The sequence below is a fragment of the Streptomyces sp. NPDC048481 genome (genome assembly GCF_043200075.1).
GTDB lineage: Bacteria > Actinomycetota > Actinomycetes > Streptomycetales > Streptomycetaceae > Streptomyces.
The window spans coordinates 160181-183453 of sequence record NZ_JBICXC010000007.1 but is presented as its reverse complement, the minus strand read 5'-3'; the positions used below and the strand labels follow the sequence as shown (position 1 = coordinate 183453).

Below are 23273 nucleotides of genomic sequence, written 5' to 3'. Positions count from 1 at the left end.
AGACAGCCTGCACCCGTGCGCCCGGGCACCCCCGTGCCCGCGCACTCGACAGTGACGGAAACCCCCACGTGATCACCACCACGGGCCTGAGCAAGGTCTACCGCTCGCGCGGTCGTGCGGTCACCGCCCTCGACGGCGTCGACCTGCACGTACGCGAAGGCGAGGTGTACGGCGTCATCGGCCAGTCCGGCGCCGGCAAGTCCTCGCTCATCCGCTGCATCAACCTCCTGGAGCGCCCGACCTCCGGCACGGTCACCGTCGCCGGACAGGACCTCACCGCGCTCGCCGGACGCGGTCCGCGGGCCGGCAAGGAGCTGCGGCAGGCGCGCAGCCGGATCGGCATGGTCTTCCAGCACTTCAACCTGCTGTCCTCGCGGACCGTGCGGGACAACGTCGAGCTGCCCCTGGAGATCCTCGGCATCTCCGGGAAGGAACGTTCCCGCAAGGCGCTGGACCTGCTCGATCTGGTCGGCCTGGCCGACAAGGCGCAGTCCTACCCGGCCCAGCTCTCCGGCGGCCAGAAGCAGCGCGTCGGCATCGCCCGCGCCCTGGCCGGCGACCCGAAGGTGCTGCTGTCCGACGAGGCCACCAGCGCCCTGGACCCGGAGACCACCCGCTCCATCCTCCAGCTGCTGCGCGACCTCAACCGGCAGCTCGGCCTGACGGTCCTGCTCATCACCCACGAGATGGACGTGGTGAAGTCGGTCTGCGACTCCGCCGCGCTCATGGACAGCGGCCGCGTCGTCGAGTCCGGCACGGTCAGTGAGCTGCTCGCCACCCCCGGCTCCGAACTGGCCGCCGCCCTCTTCCCCGTCGGCGGCGAGGCCACCGGCGACGACCGCACCGTCGTCGACGTCACCTTCCACGGCGAGGCCGCAACCCAGCCCGTCGTGTCCCAGCTGTCGCGCACCTACAACATCGACATCTCGATCCTCGGCGCCGCCATCGACACCGTCGGCGGCCTCCAGATCGGCCGCATGCGCATCGAACTGCCCGGCCGCTACGAGGACAACGTCGTGCCCATCGGCTTCCTGCGCGAACGGGGCCTGCAGATCGACGTCGTGGACCGGGCCGCCTCCGGGCCCGCGCTGCTGAAGGAGGCCGCCAAGTGAGCGCAACCCAGTGGTCCGAGATACAGCCCCTGCTGTCACAGGCCTGTTGGGACACCCTCTACATGGTCGGCTGGTCCACCCTCGTCGCGGTCGTCGGCGGTCTGCCGCTCGGCGTCCTGCTCGTGCTGACCGACCGCGGCGGCCTGTTGCAGAACACCGTCGCCAACAAGGTGATCGGGCAGGTCGTGAACATCGCCCGCTCGATGCCCTTCATCATCCTCATGGTCGCGCTGATGAACTTCACCCGCACGGTCACCGGGACGACCATCGGCCGCGAGGCCGCGATCGTGCCGCTCGCCATCGGCGCCATCCCGTTCTTCGCGCGCCTGGTCGAGACAGCCGTCCGGGAAGTGGACGGCGGACTCGTCGAGGCCGTGCAGGCGATGGGCGGCAACACCTGGACCATCGTGCGCAAGGTCCTCGTCCCCGAGTCCCTGCCCTCCCTCATCGCCGGCACGACCACCACGATCGTCGCCCTCATCGGCTACTCCGCGATGGCCGGCACGGTCGGCGCCGGCGGCCTCGGTGACATCGCCATCCGCTACGGCTACCAGCGCTTCGAGACCGAGCTGATGTGGATCACGGTCGCCATCCTGGCCGTCGTCATCGCGCTCATCCAGTTCGCCGGGGACTACGCGGCCCGCTCCCTGCACCGCCGCGGCGGCCGCTCCGGCCCCGCGCCGAAGCTGCGCCTGCTCCGGGCGAAGGAGCCCGCGGCCCCCGACGTCGGCAAGGCCGTCTGACCCGGCGCCCCCACGGCCACCCCACCTCGGCCCGCCTCTCCCCGCCGGGCCGCTCCCCAGAACTCCCCGCACCACCCGACGCGGGGCGCACCACCCATCAGGAAAGGCACTTTTCGTGCGTAACACCGTCAAGATCACCACCGCCGTCCTCGCCGCCGGAGCCCTCACCCTCGGACTCAGCGCCTGCGGCTCGGACAAGGACTCCGGCAGCGCCGACGCGAACGCCACGCTCACCGTCGCCGCCACCCCCACCCCGCAGGGCGAGATCCTCACCTACGTCAAGGACCACCTCGCGGCGAAGGCCGGCCTCAAGCTGGAGGTCAAGGAGTTCACGGACTACGTGACGCCCAACACCGCCGTCCAGCAGGGCGAGGTCGACGCCAACTACTTCCAGCACCAGCCTTACCTGGACGACTTCAACAAGAAGAACGGCACCGACATCGTCGCCGTGCCCGGCGCCGCGGTGCACCTGGAGCCGCTCGGCCTGTACGCGAAGAGCGCCAAGAAGCTTGCGGACCTCAAGGCGGGCGCCACCGTCGCCCTGCCGAACGACACCACCAACGAGGCCCGCGCGCTCAAGCTGCTGGAGGCCAACGGCCTGCTCCGGCTCAAGTCCGGCGCCGGCTACGACGCGACCCCCAAGGACGTCGCGTCCAACCCCCGGAACCTGAAGTTCAAGGAGCTGGAGGCCGCCCAGCTGCCCCGCTCCCTCGGCGACGTCGACGCGGCCGTCATCAACGGCAACTACGCGCTGGAGGCCAAGCTCAGCCCGGCCAAGGACGCCCTGGCCGCGGAGTCCGCCAAGGACAACCCGTACGCCAACTTCCTCGCCGTGAAGAAGGGCGACGAGAACGACCCGCGCGTGGTGAAGCTCGCCAAGCTGCTCACCTCGCCCGAGGTCAGGAAGTTCATCGCCGACAAGTACGACGGCGCCGTCGTCGCCGCCTTCTGACCTCGGCCGACGACCTCCCGCACCCGGGGTCCGCGCCCGTGGACGGCGCGGACCCCGTGGTGTGGTTCGGTGCCGCATGCTGCATGCTGGGCAGTTCAGCGGGCCCTGACGGGTCGGCAGGTCCACGAGGTCCCGAAGGTTACGGAGCGGCGCATGACGAGCACCTTCCCCACCATCTCCATCAGCACGGAGCGGTTGGGCCTGCGTCCGCTCGACGAGGACGACGTGCCCGCCCTGGCCGACATGATGAACGACGAACAGGTCGCGGCCTGGACCTCCGTCCCGCAGCCCTTCGACGAGGCGGCAGCCCGCCGCTGGATCACCGAGTACGCCCCCGCCGAACACGCCGCGGGCCGCGGCCTCGACCTCGCCGTCACCGAGTTCCTCACCCAGCGCCTGGTCGGCGTCGTCCAGCTCGCCAAGACCAACTGGCACGTCCGCTCCACCGAGCTGTCGTACATCGTCGCCCCCTGGGCGCGCGGCGAGGGCTACGCCTCCGAAGCGGCCATGGCCACCGCCAGGTGGCTGCTGACCGACCAGAAGTTCGAGCGCATCGAGCTGCGCACGGCCGCCGACAACACCGCCTCCCAGCAGGTCGCCCAGAAGATCGGATGCATCAGCGAGGGCGTGCTGCGCGGCGCCTGCATAGCGCGCGTGCGCGGCGAGGACGGCGGGTGGAACGAGGTGCGCACCGACTACATCGTGTGGAGCCTCCTCCCCGAGGACCTGGACACCGGCGGCGAGCACTTCGCGGAGAGCGGCGGTTTCACCTCGTACAACGACTGGAACTGACCGGGCCGCGCCCCTTCCCGCACGCCCCGACCAGGTACCCTCACGAAGCCCGCTGCCTGCGTGAACCCGGGGGAGACTGACGATCATGGCCGACCGCGTCACGGTGATCGGCTGGGACGGCTCGCCGCTGAGCGCCGCGGCCCGCTCCGCTCTCGGCGCGGCCACCCTGGTGGCCGGGGCCGCCCACCATCTGGCGCTGCCCGAGGTGCCGCCCACCGCGGAACGCGTCCGGCTCGGCAGCGTCGCCCTCGCCGCCCGCCGCATCGCCGGCCACCGCGGCACCGCGGTCGTCGTCGCCGACGGTGACCCGGGCTTCTTCGGCGTCGTTCGCGCCCTGCGCGCCCCCGAGTTCGGCCTGGAGGTCGAGGTCGTCCCCGCCGTCTCCGCCGTGGCCGCCGCCTTCGCCCGGGCCGGAATGCCGTGGGACGACGCCCAGGTGGTCGTCGCCCACCGGCGCACCCTGCGCCGCGCGGTCAACGTGTGCCGGGCCCACACCAAGGTCGCCGTCCTCACCTCCCCGGGCGCCGGACCCGCCGAGCTGGGCCTGCTGCTGGAGGGCGTGCACCGCACCTTCGTGGTCTGCGAGGAACTCGGCACCGACCGCGAACAGGTCAGCGTCGTCACCTCCGACAAGGCGGCCGACCACGTGTGGCGCGACCCCAACGTCGTCATCGTCATCGGCGGCCCCACCGGCCCGGTCGTCGCCGGGGAGAGCGGCTGGATCGCGGGCCGCGACCCCGGCGCCGGCCCGCGCGGCTGGGCACTGCCCGGCGAGGCGTACGGCGGCGGGCTCGGCGAAGGGGAGACGCCGCTGCTGCGCGCCGCCCAACTCGCCCGGCTGGGCCCGCGCGTGGGCGACCTCGTCTGGGACGTCGGCTGCGGCAGCGGAGCCTTCGCGACCGAGGCCGCCCGCGCGGGCGCCGCCGTCATCGCCGTCGACCGGGACCTGGAGGCCTGCGCCCGCACCGACGCGGCCGCACGCCGCCACGGGGTCCAGCTCCAGATCGTGCACGGCGGCGCCCCGCACGTCCTGGAGAACCTGCCCGAACCGGACGTCGTCCGCGTCGGCGGCGGAGGAGCGCCGGTGGTCTCCGCGGTCGTCGACCGCCGTCCGCAGCGCATCGTCACCCACGCGGCGACCCGCGACGCGGCCGAACGCGTGGGCCGCGACCTCTCGGAGCACGGGTACGGCGTCGAGTGCGCCCTCGTCCAGTCCGTCGAACTCGACACGCGGGCCTGGACGGAGACGGAGCGGAGCGTCGCGTTCCTGCTCACCGGGGTTCTCGCCGACCGCCGGCCGTGACCGGGTCGGCCCTCCCCGTGATCCTGTTGTCGTACCGCGCGCGGTAGGCTGGCCGATCGTCGTACCGCTTCCGGTCGCCCGACGCTTCGTCGGCCAATGTCCGGAAAACACATCCCTTTTGGGCTGCGTGTGGTACGGCAGAACCGGAGGGCGCGCAACGTGGCGCAGTCCACAGCGGAGCCTCGCCGATCAAGCTGTCGCGAGGCGACGACGGCCGGGACAATGCCACTGAATGGCTTTGTCGCTATTTCGGGCGGGTCGTTCGTGCCGCTGGGCACGGACGCTCGTTCTTCACTACGGGGCGGTCGGTGCGCCGCTCCGGGTGAGCCGGCCGCAGAAGCACTAACCGATGGGCGAGGGGTACGCATGACCGACACCGGCCAGGTCCCGGGCGAGGGGCTGCCGGAGAGCGCAGGCATGGTGGAGCAGCCGGGCGTCCCCGCGCACGGTGCGTACACCTACCTCTCCGAGACCCCCGCCGAGGACGAAGACCTGTTGCTGCTGCCGGGTGCCCAGAGCGCGTGGGGCAACGAGGTGGCGCCGCCCGCGCCGGAACCGGTGGTCGAGGCGGTCCACGAGCCGGGGCCGCACGAGACGGCAGGCCGCGACAGCGGCTCGGTCGACCTCACCGGCGTCCGCCTGCCCGGCCCGTCGGCCCCGCAGGCCACCCCGCGCCGCCCCCTTCACCTCGGCCCCCCTATCCCCGACGCCTCCGCCAGTCCGGTCCGCTCGCTCGCCGACCGCGGCCCCGCGGGCCCGCCGGTGCGGCAGCCCGGCGCGGCGGTCCCCGGCCCCGAGTACCTCGACGTGCCGCACCTGCGGGACATGCCCCCGCAGGGCGCGTCCCCCTGGGGCGCCGCCCAGCCCGCGGCGCAGGCCACGGTCCAGGACGCCGCCCAGGTCCCCGCCCCGGCCGTTTCCGCCGTTCCCGGGGGAACTGCCGGGGAGAGCGCCGCCCCCGCCGCGGTCGCCCGGAGCCGGCAGGCCGAGCCCGCGGGCGCGGCCCAGGCCGTGGTCGCCCGCGTGGCGACCGAGGCGATCGCCGCGACCGCCCCGCCGGAGGCCGACGAGATCGAGGCCGCGCGGGAACCCCGCGTCGCCCAGGGGTACGGAATCGTCGACACCGGCGAACTGCTCGGCGCCGCGATGATGGCGGAGGCCCAGCAGCAGCCCCTCGACGAGCCGTCCGCCGAGGACGCTCCGGTGACCGCCGTCGAGCAGCCGGCGGAGACGACGGCCACGCCGGAGACGACGCCGGACGCCGAGGCCGCGCCCGCCGAACAGCCTCCCGCCGCTCCGGAGCCGGTTGCCCCGGAAGCAGCCGCCCAGCCCGAGCCGCCCGCCCAGCCCGAGCCGTCCGCCGAGCCCGGCGGGCAGGCCGCCGCCGAGCCGGTGGAGACGGCCGACGCAGCGGTGTCGGAGACCGCCGACCCCGCCCCGGTGCCGACCGTCGTGGCCGACCCGGCCGAGGCGGCAACCGCCGCGGCCGACACCGCCGTCGCGGACGCCGGTGAGGCGGCGGCGAGCCCCGCCGACGCCGACGCGCCCGAAGAAGCGCCCGCGCCGCAGGAGCCGGAAGCAGCCGAGCAGCCGCAGCCGCAGCCGCAGGAGCCCGTCACGGCGTCCGACGACGCCTCGACGCAGGAACCGCAGGTTCCGCACGAGCCGCAGGCCTCCGAGGCGCCCCAGGCGCCCGAGACCGACGCGCCCGCGGCCGCTGCCGTCCCCGCGCCCGGCAGCGTGACCGGCGCTTCCTCGGAACCGGTGCCCCCCGTGGCGGCCGCCCCCGAGCCCGTACTCGCCCCCGAGCCCGTACTCGCCCCCGAGGCCGCACCGGCCGCGGAGGAACCTCAGGCCGTGATTCCCGAAGCGCCGGAGCAGGAGGCGTCCGCGGAGGAGACGCCCGCCGTCCTGACCTTCGAGACCCCCGCGTCCGGCACCGCCCCGGAGCCCGCGCTCCCCGCCCCCACGGCGACGGTCGTCGAGCCGGACGCCGGGGCGCAGGCGGAGCCCGTCGCCGCACCCGCCGAACAGGTTGCCGAGCAGACCGCCGAGCAGGCCGAGGAACCGGCGCCGCCGGCGGAGGCGCCCGAAGCGTCGGACGGGGCCGCGGTCGCCGCCCAGCCCGTCCACGCGGCGGACAGCGCCTCGCCCACCCCGGAGGCGGACCCCGAAGCTCCGGCCGTCGCCGTCCCGGACGCGTCCCCCGCGCCGGAGTCCGCGACCCCACCCGTCCAGCCCTCGGCCGAGACCACGGAGTCGGCCGAGACGGCCGAGACGCCGGAGAGGGAAGAGACGGCCGAGGCCGCCGGGGCGGTTGAGACACTGCCGGCGTCCGAGCCCGTCGGCCCCTCCGATGAAGCGGCCCCCGAGCCCGCCGTCCCCGCTGTCGCCGAGCCCGCCGTTCCCTTCGCGGCCGAGGCGTCGCCCGTCGAGCCCGCCGCGGCCGTTGCCGCGCAGCCCGCCGAGGAGACCGACGCCGAACTCCCGGACGCGGCCGCCCCCGTGGCGCAGCAGGAGCCCGAGCCGGTCCACCCCGGGCCGGAGCTGCCGTCGGCCCCGACCGCGCCCGCCGGAGCCCCGGAGCACCCCGCCGAGCACCTCGCCCCGGCACCGCCGCACGCCGTCGCGACCCCCGAGTCGCAGCAGCCTGCGCCCGCGCCGCCGACGGACGGACCGCAGGCCGAGGCGGATGCCGGGACGGCCGCCGTCCTCTCCGCCGTCCCCGCCGCTCAGGTCCCCGCCCCGCGCGAGGCCGGCCCCGTCGTCGCCGAGGCCCCGGCGGCCGCCGTCGACGCGCAGCCTGCGACCGAGACCGAGACCGAGACCGAGACCGAGACCGACGCCGACCCCGACGTCGCACAGAGCCCGGAGGACCTGCAGACCAGGGCCGCCGACCAGGAAGAGAGCCCGGCCGTCCCCGTGGAAGAAGCGCGAGAGTCCGCCGGCCCGGCAGCGCCCGCCTACGACGACGCCGAGCGCGCGGCCGTCCTGAAGGTGATGCGCGAACGCCGGGACATCCGCAACGGCTTCCGCAGCGACCCGATCCCGCACGAGGTGCTGCTGCGCGTCCTGGAGGCCGCGCACACCGCGCCCTCCGTGGGGCACTCGCAGCCCTGGGACTTCGTCGTCATCCGCTCGGCCGACACCCGGCGGGCTATGCACGAGCTGGCGACCCGCCAGCGGGACGCCTACGCGAAGTCCCTGCCCAAGGGCCGGGCCAAGCAGTTCAAGGAACTGAAGATCGAGGCCATCCTCGACACGCCGGTGAACATCGTGGTCACCGCCGATCCCACGCGCGGAGGCCGGCACACCCTGGGCCGGCACACCCAGCCGCAGATGGCGCCGTACTCCTCCGCCCTCGCCGTGGAGAACCTCTGGCTCGCCGCGCGCGCCGAGGGCCTCGGCGTCGGCTGGGTCAGCTTCTTCGACGAGCGTGAGATGGTCCGCGCGCTGGGTCTGCCCGAGCACCTCGAAGTGGTCGCCTACCTGTGCGTCGGCTACGTCGACGAGTTCCCGGACGAGCCCGAGCTGATGCAGGCGGGCTGGGCCAAGCGCCGCCCGCTGTCCTGGGTCGTCCACGAGGAGACGTACGGCCGTCGCGCGCTGCCCGGCGAGGACCCGCACGACCTGCTCGCCGAGACCGTCGCCAGCGTCCGCCCGCTCGACGCCAAGGCGCTCGGCGAGGCCTGGGAGCGGCAGAAGCGGATGACGAAGCCGGCCGGCGCGCTCGGCATGCTGGAGATCATCTCCGCCCAGCTGTCAGGGCTGTCCCGGCAGTGCCCGCCGCCCATCCCGGAGCCCGCGGCCGTCGCGATCTTCGCCGGCGACCACGGCGTGCACGCCCAGGGCGTCACCCCGTGGCCGCAGGAGGTGACGGCGCAGATGGTCGCCAACTTCCTCGGCGGGGGAGCGGTCTGCAACGCCTTCGCGGCCCAGGTCGGCGCGGAGGTCTGCGTGGTGGACGTCGGCGTGGCCGCCGACCTGCCCGGCACCCCCGGTCTGCTGCCCCGCAAGATCCGCGCAGGCACGTCCGACATGACCACCGGCCCCGCGATGACCCGCGAGGAGGCCCGGCAGGCCATCGAGGTCGGCATCGAGACGGCCCGCGATCTGGTGGCGGCCGGCAACAAGGCGTTGCTCACGGGTGAGATGGGCATCGCGAACACCACGGCGTCCGCCGCCCTCATCTCGGTCTTCACCGGCGCCGACCCGGCCGAGGTCACCGGCCGCGGCACCGGGATCAACGACGAGACCCTCGCCCGCAAGACCGAGGTCGTCCGCCGCGCGCTGGACTTCCACCAGCCCGACCCGGCCGATCCGATCGGCGTCCTCGCCGCGATCGGCGGCTTCGAGCACGCGGCCATGGTCGGCCTGCTGCTCGGCGGCGCCTCCCTGCGCACGCCCGTGATCCTGGACGGCGTCAGCGCCGGCGCGGCCGCCCTGGTCGCCCGGGCGATCGCCCCCGAGGTGCTCGCGGCGTGCATCGCCGGCCACCGCAGCGCCGAGCCCGGCCATGTGGCGGCCCTCAACAAGCTGGGCCTGCGCCCGCTGGTCGACCTGGACCTGCGCCTCGGCGAGGGCACGGGCGCTCTGCTGGCCCTGCCGCTGGTGCAGAGCACGGCCCGCGCCATGCACGAGGTCGCGACGTTCGACTCGGCGGGCGTGACCGAGAAGTAGGACCCGCTGCGGGGCCGGGCGGCACGCGCTTGTGCCGCCCCCGGCCCCGCCGCATGCTGAAGCACCTCTAAAATGCGCACGTCAGGGCCGCTCCAGAGCCGCAGCGCCCGCCCACTGCTCTCTGCCCGTACGAGGAGCCGCACCCTCATGGCCGAACACCCCGCCTACCCCGTGGGCCTCCGTCTCGCCGGCCGCAGGGTCGTCGTCCTCGGCGGCGGCCAGGTCGCCCAGCGCCGCCTGCCCGCCCTGATCGCGGCGGGCGCCGACGTGCACCTGGTCTCCCCCGAGGCCACTCCGTCCGTCGAGGCGATGGCGGACGCGGGTGAGCTGCGCTGGTCCAGGCGCCCCTACGCCGAGGGAGACCTCGCCGACGCCTGGTACGCGTTGATCGCCACCAGCGACCCGGCCGCCAACCGGCAGGCCTCGGCCGAGGCGGAGGCCTGCCGCGTGTGGTGCGTGCGCTCCGACGACGCCGACGCCGCGACCGCCTGGACCCCGGCCACCGGCCACAGCGAGGGCGTCACGGTCGCCGTCCTGACCACGACGGCCCGCGGGCGCGACCCGCGCCACACGGCCGCCGTGCGCGACGCCGTCGTCGAGGGCCTGCGCGACGGCACCCTGGTGGCCCCCCACCACCGCACCCGGACCCCGGGCGTCGCCCTCGTCGGCGGCGGCCCCGGCGACCCGGACCTGATCACGGTCCGCGGCCGCCGGCTGCTCGCCGAGGCGGACGTCGTCATCGCCGACCGGCTCGGCCCGCGCGACCTCCTCGCCGAACTCCCGCCGCACGTCGAGGTGATCGACGCGGCCAAGATCCCCTACGGCAGGTACATGGCCCAGGAGGCCATCAACGACGCGCTCATCGAGCACGCCAGGCAGGGCAAGTCGGTGGTCCGGCTCAAGGGGGGCGACCCCTACGTCTTCGGCCGCGGCATGGAGGAGCTCCAGGCGCTCGCCGAGGCCGGGATCGCCTGTACGGTCGTCCCGGGCATCTCCAGCTCGATCTCGGTCCCCGGCGCGGCCGGCATCCCGGTCACCCACCGCGGGGTCGCCCATGAGTTCACCGTGGTCAGCGGGCACGTGGCCCCGGACGACGAGCGCTCCCTGGTCGACTGGCCGTCCCTCGCGAAGCTCACCGGCACCCTGGTGGTCCTGATGGGCGTCGACAAGATCGGGAAGATCGCCGAGACGCTCGTCGCGCACGGCAAGCCGCCCGGCACCCCGGTCGCCCTCGTCCAGGAGGGCACGACGGCCGCCCAGCGGCGCGTGGACGCGACCCTCGCCACGGTCGCCGAGGCGGTCCGCACCGAGGAGGTCAGGCCCCCGGCGGTGATCGTCATCGGCGCGGTCGTCGCCGTCGGCCCCCCGACCTCAGAGTAACCGCCGGTAACACAACCGTTCCGAGCCGTTGGCACCACACCCAGGACAAGGCAGTATCACCCTGTGGCCGATCTCATCACCGTTGACGACCCCGACGACCCGCGCCTGCGCGACTACACCGGCCTGACCGACGTCGAGCTGCGCCGCAAGCGCGAGCCCGCCGAGGGCCTGTTCATCGCCGAGGGCGAGAAGGTCATCCGCCGGGCCAAGGACGCCGGGTACGAGATGCGTTCGATGCTGCTCTCCGCCAAGTGGGTCGACGTCATGCGCGACGTCATCGACGAGCTGCCGGCGCCGGTCTACGCCGTCAGCCCGGAGCTGGCCGAGCGGGTCACCGGCTACCACGTCCACCGCGGCGCGCTGGCCTCCATGCAGCGCAAGCCGCTGCCCGCGGCCGCCGAACTCCTGCACAGCGCCCGCCGGGTCGTCGTCATGGAGTCCGTCAACGACCACACCAACATCGGTGCGATCTTCCGGTCGGCCGCCGCCCTCGGCATGGACGCCGTGCTGCTCTCCCCGGACTGCGCGGACCCCCTGTACCGCCGCAGCGTGAAGGTGTCGATGGGCGCCGTCTTCTCCGTGCCGTACGCCCGCCTCGACAGCTGGCCCAAGAGCCTGGACTCGGTCCGGGAGGCCGGCTTCGCCCTCCTCGCCCTCACCCCGGACGAGAAGGCCCGCAGTCTCGACGAGGCGGCGCCGCACCGGATGGACAGGGTGGCGCTCATGCTCGGCGCGGAGGGCGACGGCCTCTCCACCCAGGCGCTCGTCGCCGCCGATGAATGGGTCCGCATCCCCATGTCCCACGGCGTCGACTCGCTCAACGTGGGCGCGGCGGCCGCGGTCGCCTTCTACGCCGTGGCGACGGGCCGCCCGCAGCAGTAGGGCAGCGCGCCGCGGACCCCGGCGGGCGCCCGCGCGCGTCAGCCGCCGAGCGGACGCGTCCCGGCCGGGCCGGCCCCGTCGGCCGGCGCGTGCGGCGTTCGTTCCTGGTGGTCGCGGACGACGCCGTCCTCCACGCCCAGTCCGCGCGCGGGGCCCTCACAGCCTTGGACGACGGCGATGCCGAGCGCCACGAACAACGTCACCACGACGAACACGAAGATCCGCTGACGCAGCAGCCGGGGGTTGGCGGGCCGCCGCCAGGTTCCGGCGCCGCGCGGCCGCGGACGGCCCGCCCCGCCACGCGGCACGGGTCTGGCGCCGTTGCCCGGACGGGTGTTGCGCGAGCCCGGAGCGGGCCGCGCCCCGGACCGCGGTCCCGGTGCACCGCCGCCCCGGGAGGGGCTCCCGCCGCGGACCGGCGTCCCGCCGCGCGAGGGGACCGGGCCGCGCGAGGACGGCGTCCCGCCCCGCGGCGGGGGAGTGCCGGGCCCGCTCCGGTGGCGCAGCGTCCGCTCCGAGCGGCCGGTGTCCGGGAGGCGTCCGGTGGGACGGTCCGCCTCGGCGGCCCGCGGCGCCGGCGGCCGCGCCTCCGCGAGACCCTGCGCCTCACGGGTGGCGATCTCCTTCAGGCGCAGGGAGAGGTCCAGGGTGCTGGGCCGCTCCTCGGGGTCCTTCGCCAGACAGGCCCGCACCAGCGGCGCCAGCGCGTCCGGCACCCCGTGCAGCTGCGGCTCCTCGTGCACCACGCGGTAGAGCATGACCTCGGAACTGCCGTGCCCGAAGGGCGAGTCGGCCGTCGAGGCGTACGCGAGCGTGGCGCCGAGCGAGAACACGTCGGTGGCCGGCGTGACCAGCGCGCCCCGCACCTGCTCCGGCGCCAGGAACCCGGGCGAGCCGACCGCCGTGCCCACGTGCGTCAGCGTCGAGGCCCCCGTGGCCCAGGCGATGCCGAAGTCGATGATCCGAGGACCCTTGGGGGAGAGCAGGATGTTGGACGGCTTCAGATCCCGGTGCACGACCCCGGCCTCGTGGACCGCGACGAGCCCCTCGGACAGCGCGGCCCCGATGGAGGCCAGCTCGGCGGCGCCGAGCGGCCCCTCGTCGTTGACCTTGTCGTGCAGAGACGGGCCGGGCACGTACTGAGTGGCGAACCAGGGCCGTTCGGCGTCCAGATCCGCCGCGACCAGCCGCGCCGTGCACCCGCCCCGGATGCGCCGGGCGGCCGACACCTCGCGCGCGAACCGCGAACGGAACTCCTGGTCCTCGGCCAGATCAGGCCGGATCACCTTCAGCGCGACCCGCTGGCCCTTCTTGTCGGACCCCAGGTAGACGACGCCCATGCCGCCCGCGCCGAGCCGTCGGTGAAGCCTGAACGAGCCGACGACACGGGGGTCCTCGCGCCTCAGGCGCATCATCGCCATGTTCATCCCCGCTGCCCGGTCCGTTTGACGTGGCACAGCTTACGTTTCCGCGGCCGTTCGCGCGCAGAGGCCGCGCCCTCCGGCCCCGATCGATTGTCAGTGCCCGGTGAGAGAATTGAGAGGTGGTCAGGGGGCTTGGGAACAGCAGCGCATTGGTGGCTCCGTGATCTCAACCCACCTGTTTCAGAAGGGGGATTGAACCCGTGAAGGGTGACCGTGTGGAGATAGTCGTCGACGCCGGCGACACGACCCGGACCTACGAGGTGACGGCGAGCAGGGCGGGCCGCCGTGTGGAGACGGCGGTACGACGAGGGGTGGTGGAAGTGAGCGAAGTCACGCGAAACGGGACCCCGGTGCGTACGGCCCGTTTCATGGCGAACAGGGTGCTCGCCCTGGTCGAGCATCCGATCCCCCGGGAGGACGGCTCGGACATACCGGCCCGCAGCGGGCACCCCTTCCGGGAAGACCCCGAGACCTAGGTCCCGGTCTCCACCCAGGGGAGTAGTCCGCAGGTCACGGCTCATCCTCCGGGAGGCCCGGCAATCGGTACGAGGGCATGACGTGCGGCGGGGGCCGTCCGCCTAGATTTGAGGTCAAGCGGCGGGTGCAGCACTCGTCCCCCGAGGTCAGACACCCGCCGCTGCCGACCACAACCGATCAGGTCAGGAGAGGGACCATGGCCCTTACGGCGCCGCGGACGATGATCCGCACAGCGGGACGCAGCACGCGTCCTCGTCGCACGGGCCGCCGCCACCCCCTGGTGGCGACGCTGATGGCCCTTCCCCTGGCGGTCCTGCTCCTCGTCGTCTTCGACGGCTGGGAGACAGTGGCCACACAGGCGTCGTCCGTGGGAGTGATGCTGGGGCGCTGAGCGGCGACCCCAGGCCCGGATGAGCGGTCCGGGCGGGGACATCCACCCATGAAACCCCGTGGGGACGGGGGTGCGGCGGACGGCAAGAGATGCAGGCGCAGCTGGGGAGCTGCGCCTGCATTGCTTTTCCCCCGCGGCCGGCCGGCGCCGCGGGTGCGTACGCTCACGGCAGTGCCTCCCCGGCGGACCGGGCCGCACGGCGGCGACGGCGTCCCACCGGGCATGGTCCGTACCGCACGACCGGGGCGGACGTCCGGCGACCGCCCCCGCGGGGTGACCCGCCGGGCCGGCCCTCGACCCGCACGCCGCACCTCGGGAGTTCCGTGACCGCCCGTCCCCTGCTCGCCCAGCTCGCCCTGCGGGCCGCGTCCCGCGCCCACACCGCGGGCACGGACTGCTCCTGCGAGGCGGCGGCCACCCTGGCCGACCGCTCGGACGCCACCGTCGTCCGGCACGCCGGCACCGTCGCGAAGGCGCACGCCCCCGGCACCGGCCGGGCAAACCTGACCGCGCGCCTGGCCGTCGCCGCCGCTCTCCCCGACGTCCTGCTCCCGCCGCTCGCGGCGTCGCCGGCCGGGCTGCACGGCCGCCTCGTGACCTTCTGGCCGTACGGCGCCCCGGTGGACCCGGTCGACCCGGACGCCGCTCCCTGGGAGGCCGCGGGCGCGCTGCTCGCCCGTCTGCACCGCACGCCCGTCCCGGCCGGCCTGCCGCCGATGCGCGGCCCGGCCAAGGCCGCCCTGGCGGTGGCCCGGCTGACCGCCGCCGCGGGGCCGCATCCGGCGAGCGCGGCCGTCCTGGGCGCGTGGCGGGCGCTACCCGCGTGGGCGCGCGCCGAGACCGCGGCGTCCGGGCCCGAAGCCGCCCTCTGCCACGGCGACCTCCACCTCGGCCAGCTCGTCCGTCATCCCGCGCCGGACGGCCCGTGGCGGCTCATCGACGTCGACGATCTCGGCGTCGGCGTCCCGGCCTGGGACCTCGCCCGCCCGGCCGCCTGGTTCGCCTGCGGCCTGCTCCCGCCGCAGGAGTGGACCCGTTTCCTCGACGCCTACCGCGCCGGCGGCGGCCCCGCGGTTCCCGCGGCGGACGACCCCTGGCCCGCCCTCGACGTGCCGGCTCGCGCACTCACCGTGCAGACGGCGGCACGCGCCGTGACCGAATCGGTCGCCGAGGGCAGGCCGTTGGACGAGGTCGAGGAGTGTCTGGTCGACGCCTGCGCCCGGATGGGATCCGTCCCGCCGCGGTCGGCGGCGGACTCGCCGAAGTAGGGTGCAACCGACCGCGGCCGGACAGTGTCTGTGCTGGCGGCAGGCGAAAGAGCACCGACCGGCGAGGAGTTGAGCCGAACATGCAGTGCCCGAAGTGTCACGCTCAGATGCACACGTACAACCGCAACGGCGTCCAGATCGAACAGTGCAGCAACTGCCGGGGGATCTTCCTCGACTACGGCGAGCTGGAGGCGCTCACCCGGGTCGAGTCGCAGTGGTCCCAGCCCGCCCCGCCGCCCCCGGCAGCCCCGCAGGCGTACCCCGCCGCCCCCGCCTGGGGCGCTCCGGCTGCGCACGGCGGCGGTCACCACGGCGGTGGTCACTACGGCGGCCACCACCGCCACAAGAGCTTCGGCCACATGCTGTTCTCCAGCTGAACCGGCGCACGCGGAAGCCCCCGGCCGCAGAGGCGGCCGGGGGCTTCCGGTGCGTGGACGATACTGGGATTGAACCAGTGACCTCTTCCGTGTCAGGGAAGCGCTCTCCCGCTGAGCTAATCGTCCTCGGGAACACGATCCGGGGATCATGTGCACTGCGTGCGCGATACTGGGATTGAACCAGTGACCTCTTCCGTGTCAGGGAAGCGCTCTCCCGCTGAGCTAATCGCGCGGGTTCGGATCCTCGAGCGGATCCAGTGGACGATACTGGGATTGAACCAGTGACCTCTTCCGTGTCAGGGAAGCGCTCTCCCGCTGAGCTAATCGTCCTTGGAGGTGGAGACGGGATTTGAACCCGTGTAGACGGCTTTGCAGGCCGTTGCCTCGCCTCTCGGCCACTCCACCAGGAGTGTAGGGGACCGGGAAGACCCCTGTTTCCTTCGAGCGGACGACGAGGCTCGAACTCGCGACCTCAACCTTGGCAAGGTTGCGCTCTACCAACTGAGCTACGTCCGCTTGTCGTTTCGTTCCGCTCTCACGGCCCGGCGACGAGTTGAACTCTAGCGGATTCCCGGGCCAGTACAAAAACGCGTTTGTGCAGCGTGCTGCGCTGTGCCCGGACGCGGACCTGGTCAGGGCCGCCGGCCGGGACATCCGGGACATGCGCGGGTTGCCCGCGCACGGCCCGCCCTAGACTCGACAACGTGCTCGACCTCCCTCCTCTCGCCCGTTTCGGCGGCCGCGTCGCCACCGGTCTCCTCGACGTGACCGACGATCCCGCGGCCCTCGACTCCACCGGCTTCTGGGCCGTGTGCGCCGACTTCGAGGGCCGCACGGTCTGCGCGCGCTTCGCCGACGTGCGGGAGGAGCCCGTCCCCGCCCCCGTGCCGGGAGCCTGGCGCGGGCCCGCCGCCTGCGACTGGACGTCGTCCCTCGACCGTGCCGCGTACACGGCGGGCGTGCGGCGCATCCGCGAGCACATCGCGGCCGGCGAGGTGTACCAGGCCAACCTGTGCCGCGTCCTGAGCGCGCCGGTGGCCCCCGGCGCCGATGTGGACGCGCTGACCGCGCTGCTGGCCCGGGGCAATCCGGCACCGTACGCAGGAACGATTCGCCTCCCCGCGCACGGCGTCGAGACGGCCACCGCCTCCCCCGAGCTGTTCCTGCGCCGCGACGGCCGGACCGTCGAGTCCGGACCCATCAAGGGGACCGGGCGCACCGAGGCGGACCTCCTCCCCAAGGACTACGCCGAGAACGTGATGATCGTCGACCTCGTCCGCAACGACGTCGGCCGGGTCTGCGCCACCGGCAGCGTGACCGTCCCCGACCTGTGCGCCGTCGAGAAGCACCCGGGCCTCGTCCACCTCGTCTCCACGGTCCGCGGCGAACTGCGCGCGGACGTCGGCTGGGCGGGCCTGTTCGACGCCGCCTTCCCGCCCGGCTCGGTCACCGGCGCCCCCAAGTCCAGCGCGCTGCGCGTCATCGAGGCGCTGGAGACGGCCCCGCGCGGCCCGTACTGCGGAGGCATCGGCTGGGTCGACGCCGACCGGGGCACGGGCGAGCTGGCCGTCGGCATCCGCACCTTCTGGATCGAGCGGTCCGCCGCGGGCGGCGCCGTGCTGCGCTTCGGCACCGGCGCGGGGATCACGTGGGGCTCCGACCCCGACGCCGAGTGGGAGGAGACCGAGCTGAAGGCATCGCGACTGCTCGCGGTAGCGTCGGGTGCGTACGAGGTGAGTGAAGGGACGCATACGTGAAGATCTGGCTCGACGGCGCGCTGCTGGACGGCGCCACCGCCCGCGTCTCCGTCTTCGACCACGGCCTGACCGTGGGCGACGGCATCTTCGAGACGGTGAAGGCGGTGGACGGTGCGACCTTCGCGCTCACCCGCCACCTCGACCGGCTGACCCGTTCCGCCCGCGGCCTCGGCCTGCCCGACCCCGACCACGACGAGATCCGCCGCGCCTGCGCCGCCGTCCTCGAAGCCAACCCGATGCGGCTCGGCCGGCTGCGCATCACCTACACGGGCGGCCATGCCCCCCTCGGCTCCGAACGCGGCGGACACGGTCCCACCCTCGTCGTCGCCCTCGGCGAGGCCGCGCGACGCGCCGACTCCACGGCCGCGGTCACCGTCCCCTGGACCCGCAACGAACGCGGCGCGCTCAGCGGACTCAAGACCACCTCGTACGGCGAGAACGTCGTCGCCCTGGCCCGCGCCCACCGACAGGGCGCCAGCGAGGCGCTGTTCGGCAACACGCTCGGCCGGCTCTGCGAGGGCACCGGGTCCAACGTCTTCGTCGTCCTGGACGGTGAGATCCACACGCCCCCGCTCGCCTCGGGCTGCCTGGCGGGCATCACGCGCGAGCTGACCGCCGAGTGGACGGGCGCCCAGGAGACCGACCTGCCGCTGGACGTGCTGGAACAGGCGGACGAGATCTTCCTCACCTCCACCCTGCGCGACGTCCAGGCCGTCCACCGCGTCGACGGCCGCGAACTGCCCGACGCACCGGGGCCGGTGACCGCCAAGGCGATGCGGATCTTCGCCGAGCGCAGCGGGAACGACCTCGACCCGTGAGGGCCGGGGAAAACAGGCTGCCGATACGGTCCGCAGCGGGGTAGAACACCCCTGATGACCACGACTCTGCGGCCGACCGAGCCGCTGCAACGGGCAGCCGACGGGGCGCTGTCGCGCCACTTCCAGGTGTGCGTCAACAGCCGTCCCGTCGGAGAGGTCCGCCTCTCGACGTCCCCCGTGTTCGGACCCGGCGTCGCCCTGATCGCCGACCTGCGCGTCGAGGAGCGGGACCGGGGGCGGGGCAGGGCCACGGTGGCGGCGCTGGCCGCCGAGGAGGTGGCCCGCGGCTGGGGCTGCACCCGCATCGAGTGCCGGGTGCCCGCCGACTCGGGGGCCGCGCTGCGGCTGGCGACCGCGCTCGGCTACGTCCACCGCAACCGCGGCATGGAGAAGACCCTCCCGGCCGGCCCGCCCGCCCTGCCCGACGGCAGCGTCGGCAGGCCCATGTCGGACGCCGAGTTCGGACCCTGGAGGGAGCGCGCGCTCGTCGCGTACGCCCAGGACTGGGCCGAGCGCGGCGTGCCCGAGGACGAGGCGCTGGCCAAGTCGCGGCGGGACCACGAGCGGCTGCTGCCGCAGGGCCTGGCGACGCCGGACACGCTGATCAGCGTCCTGGAGCACGACGGCGAACCGGTCGGCCTGCTCTGGTTGTCGTTCACCGGCGACAGGGCGTTCGTGTTCGACGTCGAGACCGACGAGGCCCACCGGGGACGCGGCCACGGCCGCTCCCTGATGCTGCTGGCCGAGGCGCAGGCGATCGGGAACGGCAAGAAGGTCCTCGGCCTCAACGTCTTCGCCGGCAACACCCCGGCCGAGCGGCTGTACGACTCGCTCGGATACGTGCCGGTGGGCTACTCGATGTACAAGAACCTGCTCTGAGACGCCGGCCGGGCGCGGAGCCCCCGAGCGGCCGGGAGGCCGGGGCCGTCGAGGGGGCGAGGAACTCGCGGACGTCGGAGGGGCGTTGCGCCGCGGCGCGGACGGCCGGACAGGGGAAAGGGCGGGCGGCCGGAGGGCCGGACAGCTGGAAGCGCGGGCGGCCGGACGGTGGGAGCATCCGCGCCGCGCCGTGCCGCCCAGGCGGCCCGGCGCGGCACGGCCTCTCCCTCCCGGGTCTCAGTCCCGCTCGGCCAGCAGCCGGTCGGCGATCTCCTCGATCCGTCCGCGCAGCCCTTCCTGGCTCTTGCCGCCGTCCAGTCGCTCGCCGCCGATGACGTACGTCGGGGTCCCGGTCACACCGATCGCCTTGCCCTCGGCCTGGTCGGCGTCCACGATCAGGATGTGCCGGCCGTCGATCAGAGCGGTGTCGAACTCCTCGGCGTCCAGTCCCAGTTCACCGGCGACCTCGACCAGGAAGGGTTCACCCCTACGGTCCAGCTCCTCGACCCGTGCCAGCACGGCCTCGACGTAGGGCCAGCCCCGTCCCTGCTCCAGCGCCTCCTCGGCCGCCTGCGCGGCGGCGAAGGCGTGCTTGTGCTTCTCCAGCGGGAAGTGGCGCAGGCGCAGCTCCAGCCGGTCGCCGTAGCGCTCGCGCAGGGCGCGCAGATCGTCGAGCGCGCCCCGGCAGTCGGGGCACTGAAGCTCGCACCAGACGTCGAGGACGACGGCGCGGCCGGGCCCCGAGGGGGAGGCGGGGGACGAGGGGGAGGCGGAGGAGGCCGGGGACGAGTCGCTCATGGGGCCAGTCTCCCAGCCCCCGCCCGGTCGCCCCAATCCGGACCGGGGATTGCGGGACCGCCGGGAACGCGCACGACCCGGAGGAACGATCAGGGGGCGGGCCGGTACGGCACCTGCGGAGGAGCCGACCCGGAGATGTCCCTGATGTCCGGCCCGAGCATGGCCTGCGAGGCCCGCGCAGGTGCACGATGGAAGGGACGAAGAAGCGACGCGTCGGCGAACCGGCGCACCGATGCATCGGTGCACCGGCCCGTGGGCGGTGCCGCCGAGTCGATCAGATCTTGATCTCACCCTGACCAGCCAGCCGTCGCCTGGAGGACCGGATGATTGCCGAGACCGTCTGTTCCGCCGTCGCCGTGGCCGGCCTGGGCATCGCGGCGGTCACCGCCTACCGCAAACGCTTCCTGAGCGCAGCCCGCATCGCGGCCTACGCACTCGTTCCGCTCGGTCTGGTGATGACCGGCGCCGTCGGATGGGTCGTCGACACCGCCTTCAGCCCCGCCGCCTGGGCGGGCTTCGTCGTGCTCGCCGGGGCCTGGGCCCTGTTCGCCACCACCCGGGCCGTGGAGCGCCGCCGCGGCGGCACCCGCAAGGAGAGAAGGGCCGCGGCCCGCGCCGCCCGGACGGACGCGGTGGCCCCCGCCGCCTCCGCCCCCTCCCTTGGACAGGCGTCCCGTCCGGCGCCCGGGTCCGCGTCCAGGCCCGCAGGCTCCCCGCGAGGGGCCGCAGGCTCCGGCGGTTCCGGCGCGTCCGACGACTTCAGCGACATCGAGGCCATCCTCAAGAAGCACGGCATATGAACCGGCCGCCCCCGCCGGTTGCCGAGCGGGAAGCGTGAGCCGCGCGGCGTGAAGCGTGCCTGGTGGGGCCCGGCGACGAAACGACACAGTCGACCGGCGCATGCGCGAAAACGATCACGGCCTGAAACCGACGTCACGGATTCCGGCGACCACCCGCTCATTCCGTGCGTGTTGATCGCGCCGGGGGCGCCGCCTGCGCCATCATCGCCCGCGAGATGCTGGACACGACACAGAGCGACGCCGCGCCACCTCAGGACGAGCCGCGCGGGTGCCTCTTCGCCCTTTCCCAGCCACCGCTGATGATCTTCCTGGCGGTGATCGGGTGTCTGCTGCTCATGGCTTCGCTGCATGATCTGCTGCTGCTGTGAGCCGTACCCGCGGTCCCCGGCGTCATCCGCCGGGGCCCGTCGGCATCGAGTGACCGAGCGGTCCTCCGGCGGCCCCGCGCGGAGCGGCGGAGCGGGTGCTCAGCCCGCGGCCTCCTTGCGGCGTGCCCGGTAGGCGGCCACATGCAGCCGGTTCCCGCAGGTGCGGCTGTCGCAGTACCTGCGGGACCTGTTGCGCGAGAGGTCGACGAAGGCGCGCCGGCAGTCCGGGGCCTCGCACCGCCGCAGCCGCTCCTGCTCCCCGGCGACCACGAAGAACGCCAGCGCCATCCCGCAGTCGGCCGCCAGGTGGTCGGCGATCGACGCGCCGGGCGCGAAGTAGTGCACATGCCAGTCATAGCCGTCGTGGTCGGTGAGACGCGGCGTGGTGCCCGCGGCGGCCACCAGGTCGTTGATCAGCCCGGCGGCGACGTGCGGGTCGGTCGCGGCGAAGATCCCCGCGAACCGTCCGCGGATCCTGCGCACCGCGGACAGGTCGAACTCGGAGAGCACGCCGACGTCACTTATGGCGTGCCTTCGCACGAAGTCCTCGAGGGCGGCGACGTCCGGCAGCGCGTCCGGGGTCGTGCCGTCCTCCGGGGCGGTGTTCACCAGATCCACCACGGCGTCGAGAGCACACCGGGTGTCGTGGGTGATCAGCACGTTTCGCTCCCTGGCCTGGAGGTCGGGCGGGTGCCCGCCGATGCTGGCCGATGGTAGCCGCACCGGGCCGCCGAACCACGGCCGATCCGGGACCGGGTTTCCCCGGCCGGTGCCGAGCGGCGGCCGGGGGAGCGACGCCGGGGCGGCTCCGGACACGCCGACGCCGCCCCACGGCAGCCCGTGGCGCGGCGTCGGCGCATGCCCTATGCGGTTGTATCAGCCCGAACCGTCTCCCCGAGTGGACGGCGCCGGGCGGCTCGGTGTGAGCCTCGCCCTAGCTTTCCGCCAGGATGTGCGAGAGCTCTTGGTCGAGATCGAAGTGCCGGTGTTCCGTGCCGGGAGGCACGGCGGCGTCCGTCCGCTTGAGGAAGGACTCCAGGGCCCGCGCCGGGGCCTCGAGCAGGGCTTCGCCCTCAGGAGAGCTCAGGGCGATGCAGACGACGCCCTGACCGTGGCTGCGCGACGGCCAGACACGGACGTCGCCCGTGCCGGTGGGCCGGTGCAGCCCTTCGGCGAGGAGGTCGCGGGCGAACACCCACTCGACGGTTTCCTCGGCTCCGGTGTGGAAGGTGGCGTGCACGGCGTAGGGGTCGGCCGTGTCGTACCGCAGGCCTGCGGGGACAGGCAGGGAGGACTCGCTCGACACAACGAGGCGCAGGTGCAGCTCGCAGCTGACCGTGGTGTTCATAAGCGCCAGGGCCTTTCGCTCAGTGTGCGCTCGGGGATTCGCACGTCGGCGAAATCGACATGCCACCTACGGTGCCGTTGTAAACCCCTCTGCGTGTTTTGCGTGCCTTTACGTAACTCTTCCGGCCGACACCTCGTTCGCGAAGTGCCACCATTCCGGTGACCGGAATCTCTCGGGTAGGGTCTGGCTGTATGAATACGGGGAGTGACGAGTCCGCCGACGCGATCACGGCGGCGGACGCGGTGGGACGGGACGGAGCGGTGCAGGACCGGCATGGACAGGGGCTCGGATCCCGGGCCCCCGAATTCGTCAAGGCGCGCCGTGTGCTGCACCTGAGCTGGCAGGTCGGCGTGTTCGTGCTCGGACTCGCCGTCGTGGGCGCCGGCATCGTGATGCTGCCGCTGCCGGGTCCCGGCTGGGTCGTGATCTTCGGAGGCATGGCGATCTGGGCGACCGAGTTCGTCTGGGCCCAGCTGGTGCTCCGCTGGACCAAGCGCAAGGTCACCGAGGCGGCCCAGCGCGCGCTGGACCCGAAGGTGCGGCGCCGCAACATCATTCTGACCTCGATCGGCGTGCTCGTCATCGGGGCGGTGCTGGGGGTCTACCTGTGGAAGTTCGGCCTGGAGATGCCCTGGAACATCAAGGACCAGTGACGCGCGGCGGGCGGCGGGCGGGAAGCTCCGTCCGCCTCCGTACATGGTCACAGCCACCCCCTGACATGGGG

At 73.9% G+C, this 23273-nt stretch carries 22 protein-coding genes and 5 tRNA genes; 18 read left to right on the top strand and 9 right to left on the bottom strand.

All coding sequences use genetic code 11. The features are described 5' to 3' along the window. Positions 1–68 precede the first annotated feature (68 nt). The 8 genes from ACGFSH_RS22235 to ACGFSH_RS22200 all read left to right on the top strand — a co-directional run bounded on the left by ACGFSH_RS22235 (position 69) and on the right by ACGFSH_RS22200 (position 11844). On the top strand, positions 69–1112 hold the full coding sequence (locus ACGFSH_RS22235) for a methionine ABC transporter ATP-binding protein (RefSeq protein WP_393351179.1): 1044 nt from the start codon (positions 69–71) through the stop codon (positions 1110–1112). Next, entirely contained in the window at positions 1109–1855 is a 747-nt protein-coding gene (locus ACGFSH_RS22230) for a methionine ABC transporter permease (RefSeq protein ID WP_393351176.1), read from the top strand. The genes ACGFSH_RS22235 and ACGFSH_RS22230 overlap by 4 nt, the downstream gene beginning before the upstream one ends. Before the next feature lie 115 nt (positions 1856–1970). Continuing rightward, positions 1971–2807, top strand: coding sequence for a MetQ/NlpA family ABC transporter substrate-binding protein (locus ACGFSH_RS22225; RefSeq protein WP_393351173.1), 837 nt, complete (start codon positions 1971–1973; stop codon positions 2805–2807). Between the two features lie 153 nt (positions 2808–2960). Then, positions 2961–3599, top strand: coding sequence for a GNAT family N-acetyltransferase (locus ACGFSH_RS22220; protein WP_393351170.1), 639 nt, complete (start codon positions 2961–2963; stop codon positions 3597–3599). Positions 3600–3684: 85 nt separating this feature from the next. Beyond that, complete coding sequence (gene cbiE, locus ACGFSH_RS22215; RefSeq protein ID WP_393351167.1) at positions 3685–4902, top strand: precorrin-6y C5,15-methyltransferase (decarboxylating) subunit CbiE; 1218 nt, start codon at positions 3685–3687, stop codon at positions 4900–4902. Positions 4903–5268: 366 nt separating this feature from the next. After that, positions 5269–9582, top strand: coding sequence for a nicotinate-nucleotide--dimethylbenzimidazole phosphoribosyltransferase (gene cobT, locus ACGFSH_RS22210; protein WP_393351165.1), 4314 nt, complete (start codon positions 5269–5271; stop codon positions 9580–9582). Positions 9583–9729: 147 nt separating this feature from the next. Further along, the gene (cobA, locus tag ACGFSH_RS22205) at positions 9730–10962 is read left to right on the top strand and encodes a uroporphyrinogen-III C-methyltransferase (protein WP_393351163.1); all 1233 of its coding nucleotides are present in this window, start codon (positions 9730–9732) and stop codon (positions 10960–10962) included. A gap of 63 nt (positions 10963–11025) precedes the next feature. Then, positions 11026–11844, top strand: a complete 819-nt coding sequence (locus ACGFSH_RS22200) for a TrmH family RNA methyltransferase (protein WP_393351161.1) — start codon at positions 11026–11028, stop codon at positions 11842–11844. A 38-nt stretch (positions 11845–11882) separates the two neighbouring features. Here the strand turns inward: ACGFSH_RS22200 and ACGFSH_RS22195 are convergent, their stop codons facing one another. Next, positions 11883–13271 (bottom strand): serine/threonine-protein kinase, encoded by a 1389-nt coding sequence (locus ACGFSH_RS22195; RefSeq protein WP_393351159.1) that lies wholly within the window; start codon positions 13269–13271, stop codon positions 11883–11885. A 197-nt stretch (positions 13272–13468) separates the two neighbouring features. Between ACGFSH_RS22195 and ACGFSH_RS22190 the strand changes: the two genes are divergently transcribed. The 4 genes from ACGFSH_RS22190 to ACGFSH_RS22175 all read left to right on the top strand — a co-directional run bounded on the left by ACGFSH_RS22190 (position 13469) and on the right by ACGFSH_RS22175 (position 15781). Next, positions 13469–13744, top strand: a complete 276-nt coding sequence (locus ACGFSH_RS22190) for a hypothetical protein (RefSeq protein ID WP_393351156.1) — start codon at positions 13469–13471, stop codon at positions 13742–13744. Positions 13745–13941: 197 nt separating this feature from the next. Beyond that, a complete protein-coding gene (locus tag ACGFSH_RS22185; protein ID WP_393351154.1) occupies positions 13942–14136 on the top strand; it encodes a hypothetical protein in 195 nt (64 codons plus the stop codon). 323 nt (positions 14137–14459) lie between these two features. Continuing rightward, positions 14460–15404 carry a phosphotransferase family protein gene (locus ACGFSH_RS22180; RefSeq protein WP_393351152.1) on the top strand — a complete coding sequence of 315 codons (945 nt, stop codon included), beginning with the start codon at positions 14460–14462 and terminating at the stop codon, positions 15402–15404. 80 nt (positions 15405–15484) lie between these two features. Next, complete coding sequence (locus tag ACGFSH_RS22175; RefSeq protein WP_393351150.1) at positions 15485–15781, top strand: zf-TFIIB domain-containing protein; 297 nt, start codon at positions 15485–15487, stop codon at positions 15779–15781. Positions 15782–15835: 54 nt separating this feature from the next. Here the strand turns inward: ACGFSH_RS22175 and ACGFSH_RS22170 are convergent. The 5 genes from ACGFSH_RS22170 to ACGFSH_RS22150 form a co-directional block, all read right to left on the bottom strand. Next, positions 15836–15907: transfer RNA gene (locus ACGFSH_RS22170), tRNA-Val, on the bottom strand. Positions 15908–15941: 34 nt separating this feature from the next. Continuing rightward, positions 15942–16013 (bottom strand) — tRNA-Val (locus ACGFSH_RS22165). A 26-nt stretch (positions 16014–16039) separates the two neighbouring features. After that, positions 16040–16111, bottom strand: a tRNA-Val gene (locus tag ACGFSH_RS22160). Position 16112: 1 nt separating this feature from the next. Continuing rightward, positions 16113–16186 (bottom strand) — tRNA-Cys (locus tag ACGFSH_RS22155). 38 nt (positions 16187–16224) lie between these two features. Then, positions 16225–16297 (bottom strand) — tRNA-Gly (locus tag ACGFSH_RS22150). A gap of 188 nt (positions 16298–16485) precedes the next feature. Here ACGFSH_RS22150 and ACGFSH_RS22145 point away from each other — a divergent pair. From ACGFSH_RS22145 to ACGFSH_RS22135, 3 genes are read left to right on the top strand one after another with little or no spacing between them, the layout of a single operon-like run. Further along, entirely contained in the window at positions 16486–17538 is a 1053-nt protein-coding gene (locus ACGFSH_RS22145) for a chorismate-binding protein (protein ID WP_393351148.1), read from the top strand. Then, positions 17535–18356, top strand: coding sequence for an aminotransferase class IV (locus tag ACGFSH_RS22140; RefSeq protein WP_393351146.1), 822 nt, complete (start codon positions 17535–17537; stop codon positions 18354–18356). Before ACGFSH_RS22145 ends, ACGFSH_RS22140 begins: the two co-directional genes overlap by 4 nt. Positions 18357–18410: 54 nt before the next feature. Further along, positions 18411–19235 (top strand): GNAT family N-acetyltransferase, encoded by an 825-nt coding sequence (locus tag ACGFSH_RS22135; RefSeq protein ID WP_393351143.1) that lies wholly within the window; start codon positions 18411–18413, stop codon positions 19233–19235. Between the two features lie 237 nt (positions 19236–19472). Here the strand turns inward: ACGFSH_RS22135 and ACGFSH_RS22130 are convergent, their stop codons facing one another. Next, the gene (locus ACGFSH_RS22130; protein ID WP_393351141.1) at positions 19473–20033 is read right to left on the bottom strand and encodes a DsbA family protein; all 561 of its coding nucleotides are present in this window, start codon (positions 20031–20033) and stop codon (positions 19473–19475) included. Between the two features lie 323 nt (positions 20034–20356). Between ACGFSH_RS22130 and ACGFSH_RS22125 the strand changes: the two genes are divergently transcribed. Together ACGFSH_RS22125 and ACGFSH_RS22120 are read left to right on the top strand one after the other, a co-directional pair. After that, positions 20357–20833: a hypothetical protein gene (locus ACGFSH_RS22125; protein ID WP_393351139.1), complete on the top strand. Its 477-nt coding sequence runs from the start codon at positions 20357–20359 to the stop codon at positions 20831–20833. Positions 20834–20997: 164 nt separating this feature from the next. Continuing rightward, positions 20998–21201, top strand: a complete 204-nt coding sequence (locus tag ACGFSH_RS22120) for a hypothetical protein (protein ID WP_329417643.1) — start codon at positions 20998–21000, stop codon at positions 21199–21201. A gap of 99 nt (positions 21202–21300) precedes the next feature. Here the strand turns inward: ACGFSH_RS22120 and ACGFSH_RS22115 are convergent, their stop codons facing one another. Both ACGFSH_RS22115 and ACGFSH_RS22110 read right to left on the bottom strand, forming a co-directional pair. Then, a complete protein-coding gene (locus ACGFSH_RS22115) occupies positions 21301–21861 on the bottom strand; it encodes a CGNR zinc finger domain-containing protein (protein ID WP_393351136.1) in 561 nt (186 codons plus the stop codon). 274 nt (positions 21862–22135) lie between these two features. Continuing rightward, complete coding sequence (locus ACGFSH_RS22110; protein WP_004002642.1) at positions 22136–22549, bottom strand: SsgA family sporulation/cell division regulator; 414 nt, start codon at positions 22547–22549, stop codon at positions 22136–22138. A gap of 191 nt (positions 22550–22740) precedes the next feature. Here ACGFSH_RS22110 and ACGFSH_RS22105 point away from each other — a divergent pair, with 191 nt between their 5' ends. Then, complete coding sequence (locus ACGFSH_RS22105; protein ID WP_393351134.1) at positions 22741–23202, top strand: TIGR02611 family protein; 462 nt, start codon at positions 22741–22743, stop codon at positions 23200–23202. The last annotated feature ends 71 nt before the right edge of the window (positions 23203–23273 follow it).

Excerpts from the sequence above, each read along its gene's own strand:
- cbiE (WP_393351167.1), top strand. The coding sequence starts at position 3,685 with ATGGCCGACCGCGTCACGGTGATCGGCTGGGACGGCTCGCCGCTGAGC.
- cobA (WP_393351163.1), top strand. The coding sequence starts at position 9,730 with ATGGCCGAACACCCCGCCTACCCCGTGGGCCTCCGTCTCGCCGGCCGC.
- ACGFSH_RS22110 (WP_004002642.1), bottom strand. The coding sequence starts at position 22,549 with ATGAACACCACGGTCAGCTGCGAGCTGCACCTGCGCCTCGTTGTGTCG.
- cobT (WP_393351165.1), top strand. The coding sequence starts at position 5,269 with ATGACCGACACCGGCCAGGTCCCGGGCGAGGGGCTGCCGGAGAGCGCA.
- ACGFSH_RS22220 (WP_393351170.1), top strand. The coding sequence starts at position 2,961 with ATGACGAGCACCTTCCCCACCATCTCCATCAGCACGGAGCGGTTGGGC.
- ACGFSH_RS22195 (WP_393351159.1), bottom strand. The coding sequence starts at position 13,271 with ATGAACATGGCGATGATGCGCCTGAGGCGCGAGGACCCCCGTGTCGTC.
- ACGFSH_RS22135 (WP_393351143.1), top strand. The coding sequence starts at position 18,411 with ATGACCACGACTCTGCGGCCGACCGAGCCGCTGCAACGGGCAGCCGAC.
- ACGFSH_RS22175 (WP_393351150.1), top strand. The coding sequence starts at position 15,485 with ATGCAGTGCCCGAAGTGTCACGCTCAGATGCACACGTACAACCGCAAC.
- ACGFSH_RS22105 (WP_393351134.1), top strand. The coding sequence starts at position 22,741 with ATGAATACGGGGAGTGACGAGTCCGCCGACGCGATCACGGCGGCGGAC.
- ACGFSH_RS22125 (WP_393351139.1), top strand. The coding sequence starts at position 20,357 with ATGATTGCCGAGACCGTCTGTTCCGCCGTCGCCGTGGCCGGCCTGGGC.
- ACGFSH_RS22130 (WP_393351141.1), bottom strand. The coding sequence starts at position 20,033 with ATGAGCGACTCGTCCCCGGCCTCCTCCGCCTCCCCCTCGTCCCCCGCC.
- ACGFSH_RS22185 (WP_393351154.1), top strand. The coding sequence starts at position 13,942 with ATGGCCCTTACGGCGCCGCGGACGATGATCCGCACAGCGGGACGCAGC.